We start from the raw sequence: 20,675 nt of genomic DNA, 5'->3' as shown, positions 1-20,675 counted from the left end.
CTTCCTGCGCAGGAGCCCGCCATGTCTGACGTGCACAGCGCCGCCCCCATCACCGACCGCATCGAGTGGCATGAAGGCATGCTGCTGTCGCCGCAGCACTTCCAGCAACTCTCGGCGCGCACCGATTCCCTCGTGGCCTGGCAGACGCTGGCCGCCGCGCCCTTCAGCTGGGGCGTGCGCCGCCTGGTGTTCGACCAGGGCCTGCTGCCCGCCGGCCTGCTGCGCGTGCTGGCGCTCGACGCCATCCTGCCGGACGGCACCGCCGTGCAGTACTCGGCCGCCGAGGCCGCGCACGGTGCGCTCGAACTCTCGCTCGCGCCGCATAAAGACCAGCTTGCCGTCGAGCCGCTCGACATCTACCTCACGCTGCCGGTCGCCGGTCCCGCGCGGCATCGCGGCGCGACTGTGCGCTTTCGCTCGGTGTCGGGCGCGCCGGTGGAAGACGCCGTGTCGGACGCCGAGCCCGCGAACATCCCCCGCATGCTGCCGCGCCTGGCACTCAGCGCGGGCGCGGTGCCGCCCGGCACGCACGTGCATCTGCGCCTGGGCCAGGTGTTCAAGGACAACGAAGTCGTGAAGCTCGGCGAGGCGCAACCGCCGCTGCTCGAAGTAGCGCGCGACAACCCGCTGTGGACTGCGGCCGCCGGCCTGCTGGGCCAGCTGCGCGGCAAGGCGGCCTTCGTCGCGAAGCAGACGGCTGTGCCCTCTTCACGCGTGGACGACCGCCTCGCGCACCTCGAACTGAAGGACCGGCTGCGCAGCCTGCTGTCGGGCCTGCCGCATGCCGAGGCCGTGCTGCGCACGCCGCATCTGCATCCGCTGCCGATGTACTGGTCGCTGTGCGCGCTGCTGGCATCGCTGAGCCTGCTGCGGCCCGGCGGCCTGCCGCCGGTGCCGATGGACTATGACCATGCGAACCCCTCGCGCGTGTTCCAGCCGCTGCTGCTGGCGCTGCGCGACGCGGTGTCCGAAGTGAGCCAGGAGTACCGCGAGCACAAGTTCGAGTTTCGCCAGGGCGCATTCGAGACCACGCTGCAGCCGCAGTGGCTGGCCGGCACGCGCATCGTGGTCGGCCTGCGCGGCCAGTCCGACAAGGATCTGCTCGCCTGGATGGACAGCGCCATCGTCGGCGCGCAGTCGGCCTACCCCTCGTTGCGCGAACGCCGCGTGCTGGGCGCGGTGCGCCGCCCCATCGAGTCGGCCGACGAACTCGGCCTGCGTCCCGGCTCGGGCTACCTGCTCTACGCCATCCAGACCAGCACCGCGCTGACAGTAGCCGGCGAACTGCTCGTGATCGCCAACGCGAACGAAGGCGCCACCGCGCAGCCGCCGCAGGAAATCGTGCTGTTCATCAAAGACTGATCGACCCCCATGGCACGCACCCTTCCCGACCTTGCGGTCGACGACCACATCACCAAGCAGTTCCGCGCGTTCTACGACGAGATCGTGAAAGCGCGCGACCGCACCGCCGAATCGCGCGAGACCGACATCGACATGGTGGCGCAGGCGCTGGCCCGCCACCTGGAGAACCTGCTCGAGCTGCAGTCGCTCGAATCGCGCCGCGAGAGCACGCGCTTCGAGCTGGAGAACGTGGCCGACGCGCGCTACCTCAAGGCCGCGCTGGCCGACGAGATCCTGCTGCACACGCCGTGGATCGGCCGCGAGCGCTGGACCGCCCACCTGCTGGAGTCTTCGCTGTTCCGCACCAACATCGCCGGCGACCTGGTGTTCAGCCGCATCGAAGAGTTGCTGTCGGGCCGCGAGCCTTCGCGCCGCGACATCGCGCGGCTGTATCTCTTTGCACTGGCACTGGGCTTCCAGGGCAAGTACCGCGGCGGCGGCGAAGAAGCGCGCCTGCTGGGCTACCGCGAAGAGCTGTTCCAGTTCGTCTACCAGCGGCAGGCCGACTTCTCGGGCCGCGACCGCGTGGTGTCGGAGCGCGCCTATGCGAGCACGCTCTCGCACATCGCTCCGCGCAAGCTGCCCACGCTGAGCCGCTGGACGGTGCTGTTCTTGCTGTGTACCGCCTCGCTGCTGGCGGTGTCGGAGCTGTTGTGGCTGTGGCAGTCGTGGCCGGTGCGGCAGGTGCTGCAGCCGGGTGCGGTCGATGCATCGGGGGCATACCAGCGATGAACGACATGCCGCGCCATTCAAAGAGCCCCAGGAGGTCGTCACCGTGCTGACAGACCAGCTCTTCCTCATTTCCATCGCGGTGCTCACGCTGGTGGTGCTGCTCGTGCTCGGCATGGTGCTGTACTTTGCGGCACGGCGTTCGCACGCCAAGCCGTCGAGCGACCCGAAGGTCGCGCGCATCCGCTTCGACTCGCTGCGCAGTTCGTTCCGCCAGGCCGTGGAGCTGATCGAAGGCAACATCGCCTCGCGCGCCGACCGCTACGGCATTCCGTGGATCATGCTGCTCAACGAGGGCGACGACCATCGCCAGTTGCCCATCGAGCAGTCGGGCGTGGCGAGCGCACTGAGCACCGAGTCGGCTTCTGCCGCGACCACGCAGGGCATCTCGTGGCACTTCTTCGACCGCGGCGTGGTCATCGACATCCAGGGCGCCTATCTCGGCTCGCCCGATGACGACGACGCCTCCGAGAAGCCATGGGACGAGTTCCTTGGCATGTGCCGGGCCTACCGGCCGCAGCGGCCGTTCGACTCGGTGGTCATCACCATTCCTGCGGCGCTGCTGCTCGACGACGGCACCGACGGCCGGCTCGAACTCTCCAAGCGCGCCAAGCTCGCGCACCGCCGCCTGTGGCTCGCGCAGAACCGCTTTGCGATGCGCTTCGCCGTGTATGTGCTGGTCACCGGCGCGGAACACCTCGAAGGCTTCAGCGCCTTCGCGAGCGCCCTGCCCGAGCCGCTGCGCGCGAGCATGCTGGGCTGGTCGTCGCCTTATGACCTGTCGACCACCTACCAGCCGGGCTGGGTCGACGAGGCGGTGGGCACCGTGGTGCGTTCGGTGTCCGACGTGTCGGCCGAGCTCTTCGCCACAGACACCGCGCCGCAGGGCGCCGGCCCGCAACTGCTGCTGCCTTCGCGCATCGAGGCGCTGCGCGGCCAGCTGCAGCTGTATGTCGATGAGCTGATGCGCCCGAGCGCGTACCACGAGCCCTTCTTCTTCCGCGGCATCTACCTGACGGGCGACAGCGGCGAATCGGCACAGGCAGTTGCCGCCATCGACGCCGAGCACGACAGCTACGGCCAGAAGGACCTCGAGCCCATCGGCGGCGACCTGATCGCGCAGCTGATGCGCCAGCCGGCGTTCTTGCGTGACCTGTTCGAGAAGAAGATCTTCCTCGAGTACGGCCTCACGCGGCCGTCGCGCACGCAGACACTGGCGCGCCCGGTGCTGCACCGCGCGCTGCGCTGGACGGCCATCTTGTTCCTCAGCGGCTGGGGCATTGGCCTGGTTGTGGCCACATGGCAGCTGCACCGGCACAACAGCACGCTGGTTTCGGCGCTCTCGCAGCTGCAGCACGATGCGCAATACCGCATGCGCGCACTGCAGCGCGGCGAGACCATTCCGACCGCGTGGTACCGCAACAAGGCGCTGTCGCTGCTGGCCATGAACGAGCGGCTGCGCACCGACGGCACGTACTCCTTCTTCATGCCCGGCTCGTGGCGGCCCTTCGACGACCTGAACGAACGCGTGATAGAGCGCATCGAGCGCGAGTTCGGCGACATCGCCGTGAGCACGCTGCGCCGCGAGCTGATGGCCCGCGTGAGCCAGCTGAGCGGCGTGGAGCAGGACGAGGCTAACGGCGAATTCATCGTCGGCGCCAATTGCAGCCTGCCGCCGAGCTTCAAGACCATCGGCGATGCGCCGCGCAAGAACGGCCTGCTGGTGGAAGACCAGCCCGAGTTCGGCGCCCTGCAACGCTACCTGGGTTCAGCCGAGCAGCTCGACACCGCCCTGCAGGCGGTGGAGCGCCTGCGCCAGCCTTCCACCGGCAATGCGGAAGACCTGCGCGTGGCCGTGCGCTACGCGCTGGGCGCCGAGCTGCCCGCCGACCTGAGCCGCAACCTGCGCTACTTCCGCCAGGCGGCCGAGGGCAATGCACTGGCGATTCCGCTGGCGCCGGTGCAGTCGGCGCTGCGCTGCGCGCTCGACAAGGGCACTGCGCAGCTCGACACGCGGCTGTTCGTCAACAACGAACTGCTGGTGTCCGAGCAGTCGCTGGGGCGGCTGCTGCCATCGCTCGCCAGCGCAGGCACTTTCGCGCGCACCACGGCCAGTTATCGCGAAGTGATCGCCGCCATCAAGGACCAGGAAGACCTGGTCGCCTCGGGCAAAGGCGGCTGGATGCGCCAGCCGGTGCTGGTGCTGGGCGCCTCGTACGACCGCACGATCGCGCGCATCGAACAGAACCGCCTGCTGGGGCAGGAGCCGGCCGATGCGGTGCGCGGCCGCGCGCAAGATGCCTTCCAGAAATTCCGCGCCGAGTTCAACCTGCGCTTCGGTGGCGCGCAGCCCGGCCTCGTGTGGCAGGACAAGGAAGGCCGCTTCGCGCTGGCGCCCGAACGCATCGCGCTGCGCGACGCGCTCACCGCGCTGCTGGCACAGCCCTTCATGGCCGCCGCGCGCGACCGCGAGCTGCCGGGCGCGGGCCTGCGCTCGACGGCCACATGGGACCTCATGCGGCTCGACCAGGCACTGGCCGTCGGCGACATCCGCAAGCGCTACATGACCGACGGCATGACGGCCTTTCCGGCCATGGTTCGCCCGGGCATCGAAAGCGCGCTGAATGCGCACTTCGCGCAGCTCGTGGTCGACCAGGTGGCCGAGGCTGCGACCGGTGCGAACGATGGCATGCGCCCCACGTCGGGCGCGCTCATGGCCACCGACACGCAGGCCGCAGCCTACGAAGCCTCGCGCCAGCGCCTGGCCAAGATACAGGCGCTGCTGTACGAGATGGGCGCCGGTCCGCGCGCCGAAGACCTGCGCGCAATGATGTCGCGCGACGCGCTGCAACGCCTGGAAGGCGTGGACGAAGCCTTCAACCAGTCGGAGCTGTACGCCATGCGCGGGCGCGACTTCCAGGGCTGGCGCGGCGAGCGCGGGCCGATGCTGGTCGCCTTCGGCGTGCCGGACACGGGCTCGCTCGCGGCCTACCTGGGGCAGCAGTTCAACCGCACCGAAACGCTGGGCAAGCTGGCCGACAGCTACATCGCGGCGCTCGACGGCGCGGGTGCGGGCTCGGTGCTCGCGCAGCGCTGGCAGGCCATCAACCGCGACCTGGAGCGCTACCGGCTGAAGAACCCGAACAGCAGCCTGCTGCTGCTCGAACAGTTCCTTGGCACGACCGGCGCCGAGATCGACCGCGAGACCTGCGCCGCCAAGCTGGCCGGCAAGGCGCCGGCGGCGCGCATCGGCGACTACTTTGCCGACCGCCACCAGCAGATCTACAGCGCCCTGCTCGCGCGCTGCTACGAGCTGCAGTTCGGCGACCAGCAGGAGCTGTGGACGCAGTTCTCCACGCGCTTCAACCGCTCGCTGGCGGGCCGGCATCCGTTCGGCGCGGCGACGGGCCGCGCCTTCGACCTGGCCGACCCGGCGGACGTGAACGACCTCGCGCGAGCCTTCGACCCGCTGTCGCGCGCGCTGAAGGACAACCGCACCGACGGCGCCGTGCGCACCTCGGCCATGCCGGGGACGGCCGCGCGCCGCTTCGCGGAGCAGTTCGGCCGCGCACGCGACTTCATGCTGCCGCTGTTCCCGACGGAGGAAGGCGCCGCGCCGGGCTACGACCTGAGCGTGGACTTCCGCGTGAACACCGGCGCCGAGATCGAGGGCAACAAGATCATCGACTGGTCCTTCGAAGTCGGCGACCAGGTGCTCAAGCAGCGCGACCCGCCGCGCACGCTGCGCTGGGAATACGGCATGCCGGTGGCGCTGGTGCTGCGCATCGCGAAAGACTCGCCACTGGTGGCGCGCGCCGACCCGCAACAGCACGCGCTGCTGACCGACGGCCAGACCGTGAGCTTCCGCTTCGCCGACCCGTGGGCGCTGTTCACGCTGGCGCAGCGCCAGCGTGAAGCCGACACGGTGCAACGGCCGGACGGCCGCTCGCAGTTGCTGAAGTTCGAGTTTCCGCTGGTGGCCCAGTCGGCTGGCGACACCGCCCAGTCGCCTGCGGGAGGACGCGCGCGCGTGTTCCTGCGCGTTGCCGCAAGCCCCGCCGGCAAGAAGACCGCCCTGATCTGGCCCGCCGCGTTCCCGATGCGCGCCCCTGAATGGAACACGCCCTGATGGCCGCCGTGCTCGCCCCCCTGAACACCGAGGCCGCCAACGGCTTCGCACCCGACCTCGCGGCCTTCCTCGCGCCGCTGGAAATAGAAGGCGAAGGCCCCGCCGGGCCGCCGCTGCGCTACGACCCGGTGTACTCCCGCATCCGCGATGCGCGCATGGAGGAAGACGCCAGCCTGCCGATGGGCGAATGGACCCGTCCGCTCAAGAAGGCCGACTGGCGCGCCACCGAAATGTTGTGCGCCGAGGTGCTGCAACGGCGCAGCAAGGACCTGCAGGTGGCCGCATGGCTCACCGAAGCGTGGGTGCATCGCCATGCGATCGACGGGCTGATCGCCGGCACGCGGCTGCTCGAAGGGCTGGCGCGCGACTTCTGGCAAGACGTGCATCCATGCATCGGAGAAGACGGCGACGCCGACATGCGCACGGCCACCTTCGTGTGGCTCAACGACACCCTCGCGCAGACCCTGCTGATGCGCGTGCCGCTGCTCGCATGGCCGGATTTCTCCCCGCCCTTCATCAACCTTGGCGACTGGCAGCGCGCGCTGACCACCGAGTTCGGCGCCGGTGCGGCCGCCGCCGCAGGCAACGCCAAGTCGAAGGCAAAGGACGTGGCCGAGGAGCCGAACGCGCAGACGGTATCGCGCCAGGACATCCTGGACCACGCAGCGCGCGACCTGCATGCGCTTGCCGCGCTCGACGACCGGGTGGCGCTGGCCGCCGACATCTGGCAGGAGCTGACAGCCCTGCTCGACGAACGCTTTGGCGCCGATGCGCCCAGCCTTTCGAAGGTGGCGGAGATGCTGGCGCGCATGCGGCAAGCGCTGCGCAGCCTGCTGCAGGAGCGCGACCCGCGCGACGAAGAAGAGCCAGAAGAGCCGGCCATGCCGGTGGAGCCGTCCGCCAGCTGGGCGGCATATGCATCAACTCCCGCTGCGACCTCGATGGACGACAACGACATGAGCGAAGCCCCTCTTTCTCCTTCTCCCATCTCTCCTCCTTCCGGGCCGCTGCCACAAGCCGCGGCGAGCGGGCGCATCGGCAGCCGCGCCGAGGCCTACCAGCTGCTGGAGCTGGCCGCCGCCTACCTGATGCGCGAGGAGCCGCACAGCCCGACGCCCTACCTCGTCAACCGCGCGGTGGCCTGGGGGCGCATGCCATTGCCTCAACTGATGCAGGAGGTGTTGCGCGAGGACGGTGACCTGAACCGCTTCTTTTCGATCATCGGCGTCAGGCCCGATGCATAGAGACGAGGCGGCGATCTTGTTTTTCTGAAATGGGGAAACCCCCTTCTCCACGAAAGGTATCGCATGCCGTTCAAGAGCGCTGACGTCGAAGAGGTCCTGGTCCAGGGTGCCCACATGAGTGGAGACCGCAACTCCATCGCTACGGCCCTCAAGCTGAAGGCGAAGCTGGGGGTGCTGATCATCTACAGCCCGTCCTTGCGCGTCCAGGGACTGGAGCTGGAGAACTTCTACAAATCCATCGTAGATGCGAGCCGCGTGGCCTCTATTCAGATCATTCATTCGTCCGATCCGTCTCTCGCGGCGGGCGAAAAGTGCATGAAGGATGTCTACCGGCTGGTAAGCAGCAGGGATTTCAAGAATCTTCCCGGCTTCATGAAGACGATGATTCCATTCCCTATCCGCATGTGCTCCGCGACCTTCGGCACGGGCGTCATTGCGGATGCCTTCCAGAAAGATGCAGGGAGCACACGAAACAGTACGCGGGCCCTCTGGCGACTGGACAAGGTCCCGAAGAAAACGGGTCCCGGCGTCATCGACAAGCGCCCGGACGTCCGCAAGTTCCTGACGGATCGAGGCTTTCTCCAGAAACGCGCCTATGTCTTCCTGTTCGCGAAGGAGGGCCCGAGAAGGGCCGAGAAGGCGCATCACTTCACGTCGATCCTGACGTGGCGCATGCTGCATGAGGAGATCGGCCGCTCGTCTTCCGTCATTCCCGTGGCCGCAGGCGACTACATCGGCCTGCGTACGCTGCCCACCCTGGCAGAGTTCTGGAAAGACACCGACTGGACCCAGCTGTGGACCGATGTCACGGTCGATCCGCGCTCCGCGCAACTGGGCCTGTGGTGCCTGCTGGCCGAGGAATACACGGGCGTGTCGATCATCGGCATGCGCAGCGGGATGATCGAAGTCCCCGCGCTGCTCGGCATCCGCACGCTCTACCTCGAGGAAAGATTCAACCAGCAGGCGGAACGCATGGCCAAGTGGATCGGCAAGGTGCCCGGATTCGAGCGCCAGGTCGTGGACAAACCGGCCGGCATCAAGCAGCAGCTTTACTGGCGCAACGAGAGCGCAAAGCGCTACCAGCCAAGCGCCGTCTCCAGCCACGCCGCGAGCAACAGCGCACATCTGGCCGGCATGGTGCAGGGCTTCCGGCTGGGAAGGCCATTCAGGGGACAGACGAGGTTTACGCCCGCGCCCGTTCTGAACGAGCCTCAGCGCAAGCCGACAGAGGCACGCACGCGGCCCCAGCCGACCTTGCTGGCAAACACGCGCCTGCCCGCCCCGATAGATGCCGCGAACCTGCAACTCGCCAAGTCGGAGTTCGACAGGATCGTGACTTGGGCCAAGGCCACACCGGTGCCCACCGGCGCGACCACGAGCGTGCACGGTTCGGTCGCCAGAGTGGTCGAGGTCCAGGAGCCGCAAGAAGCGCCAAAGTCAGCCACAAATCTCTAGGAGCCAAGGTCTCGCGAGACCGCGCACCGGGTCCCTTTAGGCAGCGGCGGTCGCCGCGGGACCGAACGCCGTGCCTCAACCCAGCACGTCGTTCACCTGCTCGCGGAACTCGGTCAGGCTCACGGCCGCGCCGATCTCCCTTGGCAGCGCATCGCGCACCGAGAACACGCCGAGGATCTTCGCCCCTGCCGCCAGCGGCAGGTGGCGAAAGCCCCGTTCGAGCATGAGCACCACCGCATCGGACACCAGCGTCTCTGGCGGCACGCAGATCGGGTTGGGCGTCATCACGTCGCGCACCGCCGTGCGATCAGGGTCCAGCCCCTTGGCCAGCACCCGGGTCATCAGGTCGCGCTCGGTCAGAATGCCCAGCAGCGTGTCGGGCAGGTCCATGATGAGCACGCTGCCGCAGTTGGCACGCGTCATCACGCATGCGGCGTCGCGCACGTTCGCCTGCGGACCCAGGCTGATCACGTGCTTGCGCGAGATGGACTGGAAAACAGTGCGCTCGGTCATGATGCACCCTCCGGAAGTGGCGTCGTGGATGGTGCCGCCGACAGCGGCTCAGCGCAAGGAGGCGTTGAGCCGCTCCAGCGCCGTGGCGCCGGGGCAAAGCTGGTCAGGCCCCATCGCGTTGAGCGACTGGTCGCTGGTGTTGAGCGCCGTGTGCAGGTCGGTGGCCAGCGGGTCGACATAGAGCAGGCCGGTCACCACCTCGCCCATCTCGTGGTGCCGCTGCATGTAGGCCATGGCGGCATAGCGGTCGCCAGGGTTGTAGTCGGGGTGCAGGCTGCGCAGGCGCAGCAGCGTGCCGTCGTGCTGGCGCACGTCCATCACCTCGCCCGGTTCGATATCGGCGACGATTTCGTCCCGCCCGCTGATGAAGTCGATGCGGCTCACCGCCTCGTTGTGCTCTCGCACGTAGTCGTAGCTCTTGGTGCTGCCGGGGTGGTTGTTGAAGGCAACGCAGGGGCTGATGACGTCGATGAAGGCGGAGCCACCATGGCTGATCGCCCCTTTTATCAGTGGCACAAGTTGCGCCTTGTTACCCGAAAAACCCCGCCCCACGTAGCTGGCGCCCAACTGCAGCGCCATGGCCACGAGGTCCACCGGGCTGTCTGTGTTGACGACGCCCTTCTTGCTTTTCGAGCCCTGGTCGGCGGTGGCGGAGAACTGGCCCTTGGTGAGGCCATAGACGCCGTTGTTCTCCACGATGTAGGCCATGCGCACGCCGCGCCGCATGGCGTGGGCAAACTGGCCCAGACCGATGGAAGCCGAATCGCCGTCGCCCGAAACGCCCAGGTACAGCAGGTCGCGGTTGGCGAGGTTGGCGCCGGTCAGCACGCTGGGCATGCGGCCGTGCACGGTGTTGAAGCCGTGCGATGCGCCCAGAAAGTAATCCGGCGTCTTCGAGCTGCAGCCAATGCCCGAGAGCTTGGCCACGCGATGCGGTTCGATGTCCAGCTCCCAGCAGGCCTCGATGATGGCGGCGGAGATGGAGTCGTGGCCGCAGCCGGCGCACAGCGTGGAGATCTTTCCCTCGTAGTCGCGTCGCGTGTAGCCGACCTTGTTGGTGGCCAGCGTCGGGTGACGCAACCGGGGCTTGGCAAGGTAGGTCATGCAGGCTCTTTCTTATCGGTGCTGCCGGAGGCTTGCGTCTGTTGTTGCACATGCGCGCTGATCGACTGCACGATGAAGCGCGCGGTGATGGGCGTGCCGTCGAAATGCAGCACCCGTATCAACCGCGCCGGATCGGCGTCCAGTTCGTTCACCAGCAGGCTGCGCATCTGTGCGTCGCGGTTCTGCTCGACCACGAACACCTTTTCATGCTGCGCCAGGAACTGCACCACGCTGTCCGGGAAGGGAAAGGCGCGCAGCCGCAGTGCATCGAGATGGATGCCGCGCTCTTCCAGTGCTTGCAGCGCCTCGTGCATCGACGGGCTGGTCGAACCGAAATAGATCACGCCCAGCTTGGTCTTTTCGGCGGCGGGCCGAAGCACAGGCTGCGGCACCAGCGTGGCCGCTGTCGCGAACTTCTTCAGCAGCCGCTCCATGTTGTAGATGTAGTCCGGCCCGCGCTCCGAGTAGCGGGCGTAGGCGTCGCGCGTCGTGCCGCGCGTGAAGTAGCTGCCCTTGGTCGGGTGCGTGCCCGGCAGCGTGCGCCAGGGAATGCCGTCACCGTCCACGTCCTTGTAGCGGCCGAAGTCGCGGCCCGCCTCGAGCTCTTCGGCGCTCATGACCTTGCCGCGGTCGTAGGCCTTGCTGTCGTCCCAGGCAAAGGGCTCGCACAGGCGCTGGTTCATGCCGATGTCCAGGTCCGTCATCACGAACACCGGCGTCTGCAGCCGGTCGGCCAGGTCCAGCGCCGCCGCCGCATGCTCGAAGCACTCGTGCGGGTCCTCGGGAAACAGCAGCACGTGCTTGGTATCGCCGTGCGAGGCATACGCGCACGAGAGGATGTCCGCCTGCTGCGTGCGCGTCGGCATACCGGTGGAAGGGCCGCCGCGCTGCACGTTGATGAGCGTGACGGGGATCTCCGCAAAGTAGGCCAGCCCGATGAACTCGCTCATCAGCGAAATGCCCGGCCCCGAGGTCGCGGTGAAGGCCCGTGCACCGTTCCATCCAGCGCCGACCACCACGCCAATCGATGCGAGCTCGTCTTCCGCCTGCACGATGGCAAAGCGGTGCTGGCCGGTGGCCGGGTCCACGCGGAACTTGGTGCAGTACTTCTGGAAGGCCTCGGCCACCGAGGACGACGGCGTGATCGGATACCAGGCCGCGACCGTGGCACCGCCATACACGCAGCCCAGCGCGGCGGCGCTGTTGCCATCGACGAAGATCCGGTTGCCAACCCCGTCGGCACGCCGCACCCGCAGCCCCAATGGCTCGTGCAGGTTCTCCCGCGCGAAATCGCAGCCCAGGTGCAGCGCCTGCACATTGGAGGCCAACAGCTTTTCCTTGCCCTTGTACTGTTCGCCGAACAGCTTCTCGACCACCTCCGGCTCTATGCCAAGCAGGATGGCCAGGGCGCCCACGTAGACGATGTTCTTGAACAGCTGGCGCTGCCGCGGGTCCTGATAAACGGCGTTGCAGATTTCGGTGAGCGGCATGCCGATCACGCGAACGTCGCTGCGGAACTTCGATGGCGGCAACGGCCGCGTGCTGTCGTAGAAGAGATAGCCGCCGGGCTCCAGTTCGGCCAGGTCGGCCTCCCAGGTCTGCGGATTCATCGCCACCATCATGTCGGTGCCGCCGCGCCGCCCGAGATGGCCCTGCTCGGTCACGCGCACCTCGTACCAGGTCGGCAGGCCCTGGATGTTGCTGGGAAAGATGTTGCGCGGACTCACCGGCACGCCCATGCGCAGGATGGCCTTGGCGAACAGTTCGTTGGCAGAGGCCGAACCCGAGCCGTTGACGTTGGCGAACTTGATGACGAAGTCGTTGACCGCCTCGATCTGTTTCATGCGGTCACCTCCTGCGCATGCCCTTGCCCGGCGGGCGTCATCTTCAACAAGAACTTCTGCATGTCCCACGCGCCCGTGGGGCAGCGCTCGGCGCACAGGCCGCAGTGCAGACAGACGTCTTCATCCTTGACCATCACCCGGCCCGTCTTGAGCCCGCCGGATACATACAGGTCTTGCGCCAGGTTCAGCGCCGGCGCCTTGAGCCGTGATCGCAACTCGACTTCTTCGCCGTTGTCGATGAAGTTGATGCAGTCCATCGGGCAGATGTCCACGCAGGCATCGCATTCGATGCAGGCAGCTTCGGTGAACACGGTCTGCACATCGCAGTTCAGGCAGCGCTCGGCCTCCTTGAAGGCGGTGGCTGCGTCGAAGCCCAGTTCCACTTCCACGCGGATGCTGGCCAGTGCGGTCTCTGCCTTGGCCCACGGCACCTTGTAGCGCAGGTCGTTGGAGGTGTCGTTGTCGTAGCTCCACTCGTGGATGCCCATCTTCTGCGAGACCAGGTTGGTCATCGGCGCCGGGCGAACGTAGACCGGCTCGGCACGCAGCAGCTTGTCGATCGACACCGCAGCCTCGTGGCCATGGGCCACGGCCGTGATGATGTTCTTGGGGCCGAAGGCCGCATCGCCGCCGAAGAACACGTTGGGCACCGTCGACTGGAAGGTGTTCTCGTCCAGCTTCGGCAGGCCCGACTTGTCGAAGGCGATGCCGCAATCGCGCTCGATCCACGGGAATGCGTTTTCCTGGCCCACCGCGACCAGCACTTCGTCGCATTCGAAATACGCGTCCGGCTCGCCGGTGGGCACCAGCGTACGGCGGCCCTTGTCGTCGTACTCGGCGCGGACGATCTCGAAGCGCATGCCCAAGAGCTTGCCGTCTTCGTGGACGAAGGCCTTGGGCACGTGGAAGTCGATGATCGGAATGCCTTCGTGCTGGGCGTCTTCCTTTTCCCAGGGCGAGGCCTTCATCTCCGCGAAGCCGCTGCGCACGATGACTTTCACGTCGGTGCCGCCCAGGCGGCGGGCCGAGCGGCAGCAGTCCATTGCCGTGTTGCCACCGCCCAGCACGATCACGCGCTTGCCGATGCTGCTGACGTGGCCGAAAGAAACCGAGTTGAGCCAGTCGATGCCGATGTGGATGCTGGCCGCCGCTTCCTGTCGGCCAGGCACATCCAGGTCGCGCCCGCGCGGTGCGCCGCAGCCAACGAAGATCGCGTCCCACTCTTGCGCCATCAGAGCCGTCATCGAGTCGATGCGCTCGCCGCTGCGGAACTCGACGCCCAGGTCGAGGATGTAGCCCGTCTCCTCGTCGATCACCGACTCCGGCAGGCGAAAGCGCGGTATCTGCGTGCGGATGAAGCCGCCGGCCTTGGCTTCGCCGTCGAACACCGTCACTTCGTAGCCCAAAGGCGCCAGGTCGCGTGCGACGGTGAGCGAGGCCGGCCCCGCACCGACGCAGGCAACACGCTTGCCGTTCTTCGGCTCCAGCTTGGGCATGCGCGCGCGCACATCGTCCTTCATGTCGGCTGCCACGCGCTTGAGCCTGCAGATGGCCACCGGCTCGGGCTCCCCCGTGTTGCCCTCTTCCACCCGCCCTCGCCTGCAGGCCGGCTCGCAGGGCCGGTCGCAGGTGCGCCCCAGGATGCCGGGGAAGACGTTGGACACCCAGTTGATCATGTAGGCGTCGCTGTAGCGGCGCTGCGCGATCATGCGGATGTATTCAGGGACGGGGGTGTGCGCCGGGCAGGCGTACTGGCAATCGACGACCTTGTGGAAATAGGCCGGGTTGGCAATGTTCGTTCGCTGCAATGCGTGTCTCCTGCCAGCCGCCAGGGACCCCGGAGGGGCCGACGCGCGGCTCTGGCGCAGTATGCGCCGCACAGGCGGGAGCGCAACCTTGGTGAAATCCCGCAGCTAGCCGGCCTGCCCCTCCAGGGCAACGGCAAAGAGGGCATCGATCAGCGGCCGCTCCCTGCGGATGGAAAGGCAACACAGCGAATAGCTGATCGACAGCTGCTCATCGTCGATTGCCACGGCCGCCAGGCCCGGCAGCGGAATGAACTCCACCTGCGTGACGAAGCCGACGCCCATTCCGTTGGCCACCGCGTGCAGGATGGCCTCGCGGCTGTTGATTTCCATGGCGCAGTGCAGGTTGACTTTCTGCTGCAGGCAGGCGCGCTCGACGCGATGCCGGGTCTTGGAACCGGGCTCGCGCAGGATGACCGTTTCGTGTTCGATGTCGCGGGTGGTGATCGATGCGCGCTTCGTCCACGCATGGCCTTCGGGCACTACCGCGACGATGCGCTCAGCGCGGTAGGGCGCGATGTGCAGGCCCTCGGCCGCCGCGGGTTCGGCGACGATGCCCACGTCGATGGAGAAGTCCTGCAGCCCCCGGAGGGTGGACTCCTCCGACCCGATCGACACCGTCAGGTCCAGCGACGGATGCGCCTCCTTGAAGTTGCGCGCCAGCTCCAGCGCAATGGGCGGCGAGACCGCGCCGACGCGCACCAGCCCCACCTTGAGCTTGCGCGCGCTCTCCAGGAAGAGCATCGCCTCCTCCTCCTGCCCGAACAGGCCCTGCGTGATGGCATAGAGCCGCTCGCCGGCCGCGGTGAGCCGCACGCCGCGCCCGCTGCGCAGGAACAGTTCCACGTTGAAGCGGGCCTCCAGGGCCTTGACCTGGTCGGTCACCGTCGGCTGCCCGATGTGCAGGTACTGCGCCGCCGAGGTGAAGCCGCCCGTCTTCGCCACGGCATGGAAGCATCTGATCGATTTGTAGTACTGGTGGAACATGCATTCGGGCCCCGGCGAAGCCGGCGGCTCCTTCAGGAAGAAAGCCTCTCACAAGCACGCCCGGGCGCGAATGAGCGCTTTCCCGGTCGCGATGCCCGCACGGGCGATCCATCGATTTTCGACCATGCGGACACCGGAAATGCGATTGGACGCGATGGCGGGCCGCTTCGACACTGGCCGCCATACGAGACAACCGAAGCGAAAGACCCGATGCCCCACGCGTACCACAACCCCGTTTCCATCCACTGCGGCCGAGGCAGTCTGGAGCGGCTGCCCACGATCCTCGCCGGCCGCCGCGTCGTCGTCGTCACCTTTCCCGAAGCCCGCGAGCTCGGACTGGTCTCCCGCCTCCGCGAGCTCCTGAAAGACTCGCTGCTCGGGGTGATCGACGACGTGCGCCCCAATCCCGACGTGGCGCACTTGAGCGCCCTCTACAACCGCTTCTGGCAATCGCCCGAAGCATGCGATGCCATCGTCGCCGTGGGCGGCGGCAGCGCCATCGACACGGCCAAGGCGCTGATGGTGGGCACGGCAAGCGGCCAGTTCGACGAACTCGTCGGCCTGCTCGCGACTGGCAAGCCCTTTGCACCCACCAGCGTCAAGCCGCTGATCGCGGTGCCGACGACCGCGGGCACCGGCAGCGAAGTGACGCCCTGGGCCACGATCTGGGATGCCGCCCGGCAGAAGAAGTACTCGCTGCACCTGGACGCCACCTGGCCCGAGGCCGCCATCGTCGATCCCGAGCTGATGCTTTCGGTGCCGGCGGGCACCACCGTGTCGACGGGGCTCGATGCGCTTTCCCACGCGCTGGAGTCGGTGTGGAACGTGAACGCGAACCCCATCTCCGACACCTTCGCCATCTCCGCCGTGCAGGACATCTTCGAATGCCTGCCGGCGCTGCGGGCCGATCTCGGCAACATCGAACTGCGCGAGCGCATGGCGCTGGCCGCGCTCAAGGCCGGCCTTGCGTTCTCCAACACGAAGACGGCCCTGGCCCATTCGATCTCGTACGAGATGACGCTGCGCTACGGCCTGGCACATGGAATCGCCTGCTCGTTCACCCTGCCGATCGTTCTTGAAAAGGCATGGGCCCGCTCTCCCGATCGGGACCGCACGCTGCAGCGCCTGTTCGGGCCGGACCTGGCCGCCGGTGCCCGGCGCTTGCGCGACTTTCTCCAGGGACTCGGCGTGAAGACCGAGTTCGCGGACTACGGCGTGGCGGACAGCGAAGCCGCGGCCATGATCGCGCGCGCCATGGATGGAGCGCGCGGCAAGAACTTCATAGGGGCGGTGTCCGCCCAGTAGTCGGTTAGTCGGTTAGTCGGTTGAATCTGTAGAACGTCGAAAAAAATGCCGGCATTCGAGCCGGTCCCACGGACCCACGTCCGTCAAGAACAGGAGACAAAGACATGCAATTGGCAAATCAAGGCCTGCAGGCCGGGGCGTACGCGCCGCCTCTCGAACATTCATTCCGGCGCGCGCAGTGGCGAATGCTGCTGGCCGCGATGTTCTGCTACCTCTTCTTCTATACCGGCCGGCAGACCTTCGGCTTCGCCATCCCGGGGCTGCAGAAGGAATTCGGATTGTCGAAGGAGGTCTTGGGTTGGGCCTCGGCCAGCCTGCTGTGGTGCTACGCCATCGGCCAGGCGATCAATGGCAACCTCGCCGACAAGTTCGGCGGCCGGCGCGTGATGACCGCGGGCGCCATCCTGTCCTGCGCGGCCAACTGGGTCGTGAGCTTCGCCGTCGGGTTCAAGACGCTCGCGATTCCATGGGGCGTCAACGGCTACTTCCAGGCGCTCGGCTGGGCGCCGGGCAGCCGCCTGCTGTCGAACTGGTGGGGCACCGGGGAGCGCGGCAAGGTCTTCGGCTTCTATACCTTCGCTGCCGGATGCGCGTCGGTCCTGTCGTTCGTCACGTCCATCGTGGTGGTCAACGTGCTGCACCTGGACTGGCGCTGGATCTTCAGGCTGCCCGTGCTGCTGATGCTGGTGGGCGGCATCGCGTTCTACCTGATCGCCCGGGAGCGCCCCGAAGACCTCGGGTTCAAGTCGCCCGACACCGGCATCGCCAACGCGGAAGACGCGAAGGCCGCGTCCCTGCAGCACACCACGCCCGACGAAAGCTCGTGGACGCGCTACAAGGCCGTGCTCTGCAACCCGAAGCTGCTCATCGCGGCACTCGCCATCGGTTTCCAGAATGCCGCGCGCTACGGGCTGATCGTCTGGGTGCCGGTGCATTTTCTCGGCAAGGACTGGAGCAAGATGGCCGACGGCATGATCGATCCCGCATGGATCTCGGTCGCACTGCCGGTGGGCATGGCCTTCGGCGCACTCACCAACGGCTGGATCTCCGACCGCGTCTTCGGCTCGAAGCGCTACAAGGCCATCGTGCTGTACATGCTGCTGGGTGCGGCAGCCTCGGTCGGCATGTACCTGCTGCCCACGAGCATCGGCGGGCTGGCGCTTCTGTTCCTCGCAGGCTTCTTCGTCTACGGCCCCGCCTCTTCGTTCTGGGCGCTGTGCCCCGACCTCGTGGGCGCCAAGCGCTCGGGCACCGCCACCGGCGTCATGAACTTCTTCTCGTACCTGCTGGCGGGCCTCGGCGAACCGCTGATCGGCCGCCTGCTGGACCACTCGGGCAACACCTCGATGGTCTTTCCGATCGTGGCCGCCAGCTGCCTCATCAGCGCCTTCATCGCGGTCTTCATCCGTCGCTGAAAGAGCCCTTTTCTCTTCACCTCCAAGGAATCCCTTCTCATGAAACCCGACTCGCTCGAAGTCAATGCCCGCAGCTACCGCTGGATGAGCCGCCCCGTCGTGGTGGTGTGCGTCGATGGCTGCGAGCCTGCGTACCTGGACGCGGCCATCGCAGCCGGCGTGGCCCCGTACATCGAGCGCATGCGCAAGACCGGAGCAGACCTGCTGGCCGACTGCGTGGTGCCCTCCTTCACCAACCCGAACAACCTGTCCATCGTCACCGGCGCCCCACCGGCCGTGCACGGCATCTGCGGCAACTACTTCTTCGACCGCGAACTCGGCCAGGAAGTCATGATGAACGACCCCAAGTACCTGCGCGCCGGCACCGTGCTCGCAGCCTTCGCCGATGCGGGCGCCTCGCTCGCGGTGGTCACCGCCAAGGACAAGCTGCGCAAGCTGCTGGGCCACCGCATGAAGGGCATCTGCTTCTCGTCCGAGAAGGCCGACCAGGCCACCATCGAGGAGAACGGCATCGACGGCGTGGTCGAGATGGTCGGCATGCCCGTGCCCTCGGTGTACAGCGCGGAGCTGTCGGAGTTCGTCTTCGCCGCAGGCGTGAAGCTCATGGAATCGCGCCGCCCCGACCTGATGTACCTGTCGACCACCGACTACGTGCAGCACAAGGCCGCCCCCGGCAGCCCCGCGGCCAACGCCTTCTACGCCATGATGGACGGCTACCTCGCGCAGCTCGATGCGCTGGGCGCCACCATCGTGCTCACGGCCGACCACGGCATGAACGACAAGCACGACGCCGATGGCGCCCCCAAGGTCATCTACCTGCAGGACGTGCTCGACGACTGGTATGGCAAGGACCAGGCCCGCGTGATCCTGCCGATCACCGACCCGTACGTGGTGCACCACGGCGCGCTGGGCTCGTTTGCCACCGTGTACGCCCCCGACGAGGCCCGCGTGCCGGGCTGGATCGAGCGCATCCAGCGCCTGCCGGGCATGGAGCTGGTGCTCTCGCGCAAGGACGCGGCCGCGCGCTTCGAGCTGCCGCCCGACCGCATCGGCGACATCGTGGTGGTCAGCGAGCAGAGCACGGTCATCGGCACCTCGGCCAGCCGGCATGACCTGTCGGCGCTGGAGGTGCCGCTGCGCTCGCACGGCGGGGTGTCGGAGCAGCGCGTGCCGCTGATCTGCAACCGGCCGGTCACCGGTATCGCCGCCAGCCGCCGGCTGCGCAACTTCGATGCGCTGGACCTTGCGCTGAACCACGCCCAGTAAACCGTCGCCCGGAGCACTCCCCCATGAGCCAAGCCACCCTGAAGCCAGGCACCATTCACCGCGAAGCCCTGCGCATTGCCGGCGAGCGGATTCACCGCGACCGCACGATCGACGTCACCTACCCCTACACCGGCGAAGTGATCGCCACCGTGCCCAAGGCCACGCTCGAAGATGTTCGGGTTGCCTACAAGATCGCACGCGACTACAAGCCCACCCTCACGCGCTACGAGCGCTACAAGATCCTGATGCGCGCGGGCGAGATCATCGCCTCGCGCCTGGACGAGATCTCGCGCGTGATCACGATGGAGTCGGGCCTGTGCCGCAAGGACTCGCTGTACGAGGTGGGCCGCGCCTCCGACGTGCTGCTGTTCGCGGCCAACCAGGCGCTGGTGGACGACGGCCAGGTGTTCTCCTGCGACCTCACGCACCACGGCAAGAGCCGCAAGGTCTACACGCTGCGCGAGCCGCTGCAGGGTGCGATCACGGCCATCACGCCGTTCAACCATCCGCTGAACCAGGTGATCCACAAGGTGGCGCCCTCCATTGCCACCAACAACCGCATGGTGCTCAAGCCCAGCGAGAAGACGCCGCTGACGGCCTTCATCCTGGCCGACATCCTGTACGAGGCGGGCCTGCCGCCGCCGATGCTGTCGGTGATCACGGGGGACCCGCGCGAGATTGCCGACGAGATGCTCACCAGCGCTGACGTGGACCTGGTCACCTTCACGGGGGGCGTGGCCATCGGCAAGTACATCGCGGGCAAGGCGGTGTACAAGCGCCAGATCCTGGAGCTGGGGGGCAATGACCCGATCATCGTGATGGAGGATGCGGACGTCGAGGAGGCGGCCACGCTGGCGGCCAGCGGCTCGTACAAGAACTCGGGCCAGCGCTGCACGGCGATCAAGCGCATGCTGGTGCACGAGGCGGTGGCGGACCGGTTCGTGGAGCTGCTGCTGGCCAAGACGCGGGCGCTGAAGTACGGCGACCCGATGGACCCGGCCACGGACATGGGCACGGTGATCGACGAGGCGGCTGCGATCCAGTTCGAGGCGGTGGTCAACGAGGCGATCAAGGCGGGTGCGAAGCTGCTGTACGGCAATGAGCGCAGCGGCGCGCTGTATTCGCCCACGGTGCTCGACCATGTGGACCCCGGGATGACGGTGGCCAGGCACGAGACCTTCGGGCCGGTCTCGCCGGTGATCCGCTTCAGGACGATCGAGGAGGCGATCCGCATCTCCAACGGCACGGCCTACGGGCTGTCTTCGGCGGTGTGCACGAACCGCATGGACTACATCACGCGCTTCATCCGCGAGCTGAACGTGGGCAGCGTCAACGTGCGCGAGGTGCCGGGCTACCGCCTGGAGCTCACGCCCTTCGGCGGCATCAAGGACTCGGGCCTCGGATACAAGGAAGGCGTGCTCGAGGCCATGAAGAGCTTTACCAATACCAAGACCTACTCGTTGCCCTGGTGAGCTCGA

14 protein-coding genes are annotated in these 20,675 nt (G+C 67.3%); 9 read left to right on the top strand and 5 right to left on the bottom strand.

What is annotated here, in order from left to right; all coding sequences use genetic code 11:
• Window positions 1-21 precede the first annotated feature (21 nt).
• From tssK to ACTG4X_RS11210, 5 genes are all read left to right on the top strand, one after another.
• Entirely contained in the window at window positions 22-1,362 is a 1,341-nt protein-coding gene (gene tssK / locus ACTG4X_RS11230; RefSeq protein WP_440533823.1) for a type VI secretion system baseplate subunit TssK, read from the top strand.
• A gap of 9 nt (window positions 1,363-1,371) precedes the next feature.
• Entirely contained in the window at window positions 1,372-2,133 is a 762-nt protein-coding gene (locus ACTG4X_RS11225; protein WP_093058205.1) for a DotU family type IV/VI secretion system protein, read from the top strand.
• Between the two features lie 43 nt (window positions 2,134-2,176).
• Window positions 2,177-6,259 (top strand): type VI secretion system protein, encoded by a 4,083-nt coding sequence (locus ACTG4X_RS11220; protein ID WP_440533822.1) that lies wholly within the window; start codon window positions 2,177-2,179, stop codon window positions 6,257-6,259.
• Entirely contained in the window at window positions 6,244-7,503 is a 1,260-nt protein-coding gene (tssA, locus tag ACTG4X_RS11215; RefSeq protein WP_440533821.1) for a type VI secretion system protein TssA, read from the top strand. Before ACTG4X_RS11220 ends, tssA begins: the two co-directional genes overlap by 16 nt.
• A gap of 63 nt (window positions 7,504-7,566) precedes the next feature.
• Window positions 7,567-8,958, top strand: coding sequence for a hypothetical protein (locus tag ACTG4X_RS11210; RefSeq protein ID WP_440533820.1), 1,392 nt, complete (start codon window positions 7,567-7,569; stop codon window positions 8,956-8,958).
• A gap of 75 nt (window positions 8,959-9,033) precedes the next feature.
• Here ACTG4X_RS11210 and ACTG4X_RS11205 read toward each other — a convergent pair whose 3' ends face one another.
• The 5 genes from ACTG4X_RS11205 to ACTG4X_RS11185 form a co-directional block, all read right to left on the bottom strand.
• A complete protein-coding gene (locus ACTG4X_RS11205) occupies window positions 9,034-9,471 on the bottom strand; it encodes a CBS domain-containing protein (RefSeq protein WP_258350472.1) in 438 nt (145 codons plus the stop codon).
• Between the two features lie 48 nt (window positions 9,472-9,519).
• Complete coding sequence (locus tag ACTG4X_RS11200; RefSeq protein WP_093058201.1) at window positions 9,520-10,575, bottom strand: 2-oxoacid:ferredoxin oxidoreductase subunit beta; 1,056 nt, start codon at window positions 10,573-10,575, stop codon at window positions 9,520-9,522.
• The gene (locus tag ACTG4X_RS11195; protein WP_093177974.1) at window positions 10,572-12,419 is read right to left on the bottom strand and encodes a 2-oxoacid:acceptor oxidoreductase subunit alpha; all 1,848 of its coding nucleotides are present in this window, start codon (window positions 12,417-12,419) and stop codon (window positions 10,572-10,574) included. The genes ACTG4X_RS11200 and ACTG4X_RS11195 overlap by 4 nt, the downstream gene beginning before the upstream one ends.
• The gene (locus tag ACTG4X_RS11190) at window positions 12,416-14,227 is read right to left on the bottom strand and encodes an FAD-dependent oxidoreductase (protein ID WP_440533819.1); all 1,812 of its coding nucleotides are present in this window, start codon (window positions 14,225-14,227) and stop codon (window positions 12,416-12,418) included. The genes ACTG4X_RS11195 and ACTG4X_RS11190 overlap by 4 nt, the downstream gene beginning before the upstream one ends.
• Before the next feature lie 105 nt (window positions 14,228-14,332).
• Window positions 14,333-15,211 (bottom strand): LysR substrate-binding domain-containing protein, encoded by an 879-nt coding sequence (locus tag ACTG4X_RS11185; protein WP_093058198.1) that lies wholly within the window; start codon window positions 15,209-15,211, stop codon window positions 14,333-14,335.
• Window positions 15,212-15,421: 210 nt separating this feature from the next.
• Here ACTG4X_RS11185 and psrA point away from each other — a divergent pair, with 210 nt between their 5' ends.
• From psrA to phnY, 4 genes are all read left to right on the top strand, one after another.
• The gene (psrA, locus tag ACTG4X_RS11180) at window positions 15,422-16,516 is read left to right on the top strand and encodes an iron-containing alcohol dehydrogenase PsrA (protein ID WP_440533818.1); all 1,095 of its coding nucleotides are present in this window, start codon (window positions 15,422-15,424) and stop codon (window positions 16,514-16,516) included.
• A gap of 104 nt (window positions 16,517-16,620) precedes the next feature.
• Window positions 16,621-17,931 carry an MFS transporter gene (locus ACTG4X_RS11175; RefSeq protein WP_093058196.1) on the top strand — a complete coding sequence of 437 codons (1,311 nt, stop codon included), beginning with the start codon at window positions 16,621-16,623 and terminating at the stop codon, window positions 17,929-17,931.
• Between the two features lie 39 nt (window positions 17,932-17,970).
• Window positions 17,971-19,197 (top strand): phosphonoacetate hydrolase, encoded by a 1,227-nt coding sequence (gene phnA, locus ACTG4X_RS11170; protein WP_097199662.1) that lies wholly within the window; start codon window positions 17,971-17,973, stop codon window positions 19,195-19,197.
• A gap of 23 nt (window positions 19,198-19,220) precedes the next feature.
• Window positions 19,221-20,669, top strand: coding sequence for a phosphonoacetaldehyde dehydrogenase (gene phnY, locus ACTG4X_RS11165; protein WP_440533817.1), 1,449 nt, complete (start codon window positions 19,221-19,223; stop codon window positions 20,667-20,669).
• The last annotated feature ends 6 nt before the right edge of the window (window positions 20,670-20,675 follow it).

The organism is Variovorax sp. YR566, assembly GCF_051992195.1.
Taxonomy (GTDB): Bacteria; Pseudomonadota; Gammaproteobacteria; order Burkholderiales; family Burkholderiaceae_C; genus Variovorax.
The sequence above is the reverse complement of the archived record's forward strand: the minus strand, read 5'-3'. Positions and strand labels throughout refer to the sequence as shown.

Coding starts and splice junctions, on each gene's coding strand:
- ACTG4X_RS11225 (WP_093058205.1), top strand. CDS start 1,372: ATGGCACGCACCCTTCCCGACCTTGCGGTCGACGACCACATCACCAAG.
- phnY (WP_440533817.1), top strand. CDS start 19,221: ATGAGCCAAGCCACCCTGAAGCCAGGCACCATTCACCGCGAAGCCCTG.
- ACTG4X_RS11205 (WP_258350472.1), bottom strand. CDS start 9,471: ATGACCGAGCGCACTGTTTTCCAGTCCATCTCGCGCAAGCACGTGATC.
- ACTG4X_RS11210 (WP_440533820.1), top strand. CDS start 7,567: ATGCCGTTCAAGAGCGCTGACGTCGAAGAGGTCCTGGTCCAGGGTGCC.
- ACTG4X_RS11195 (WP_093177974.1), bottom strand. CDS start 12,419: ATGAAACAGATCGAGGCGGTCAACGACTTCGTCATCAAGTTCGCCAAC.
- ACTG4X_RS11185 (WP_093058198.1), bottom strand. CDS start 15,211: ATGTTCCACCAGTACTACAAATCGATCAGATGCTTCCATGCCGTGGCG.
- tssK (WP_440533823.1), top strand. CDS start 22: ATGTCTGACGTGCACAGCGCCGCCCCCATCACCGACCGCATCGAGTGG.
- tssA (WP_440533821.1), top strand. CDS start 6,244: ATGGAACACGCCCTGATGGCCGCCGTGCTCGCCCCCCTGAACACCGAG.
- psrA (WP_440533818.1), top strand. CDS start 15,422: ATGCCCCACGCGTACCACAACCCCGTTTCCATCCACTGCGGCCGAGGC.
- ACTG4X_RS11200 (WP_093058201.1), bottom strand. CDS start 10,575: ATGACCTACCTTGCCAAGCCCCGGTTGCGTCACCCGACGCTGGCCACC.
- ACTG4X_RS11175 (WP_093058196.1), top strand. CDS start 16,621: ATGCAATTGGCAAATCAAGGCCTGCAGGCCGGGGCGTACGCGCCGCCT.
- phnA (WP_097199662.1), top strand. CDS start 17,971: ATGAAACCCGACTCGCTCGAAGTCAATGCCCGCAGCTACCGCTGGATG.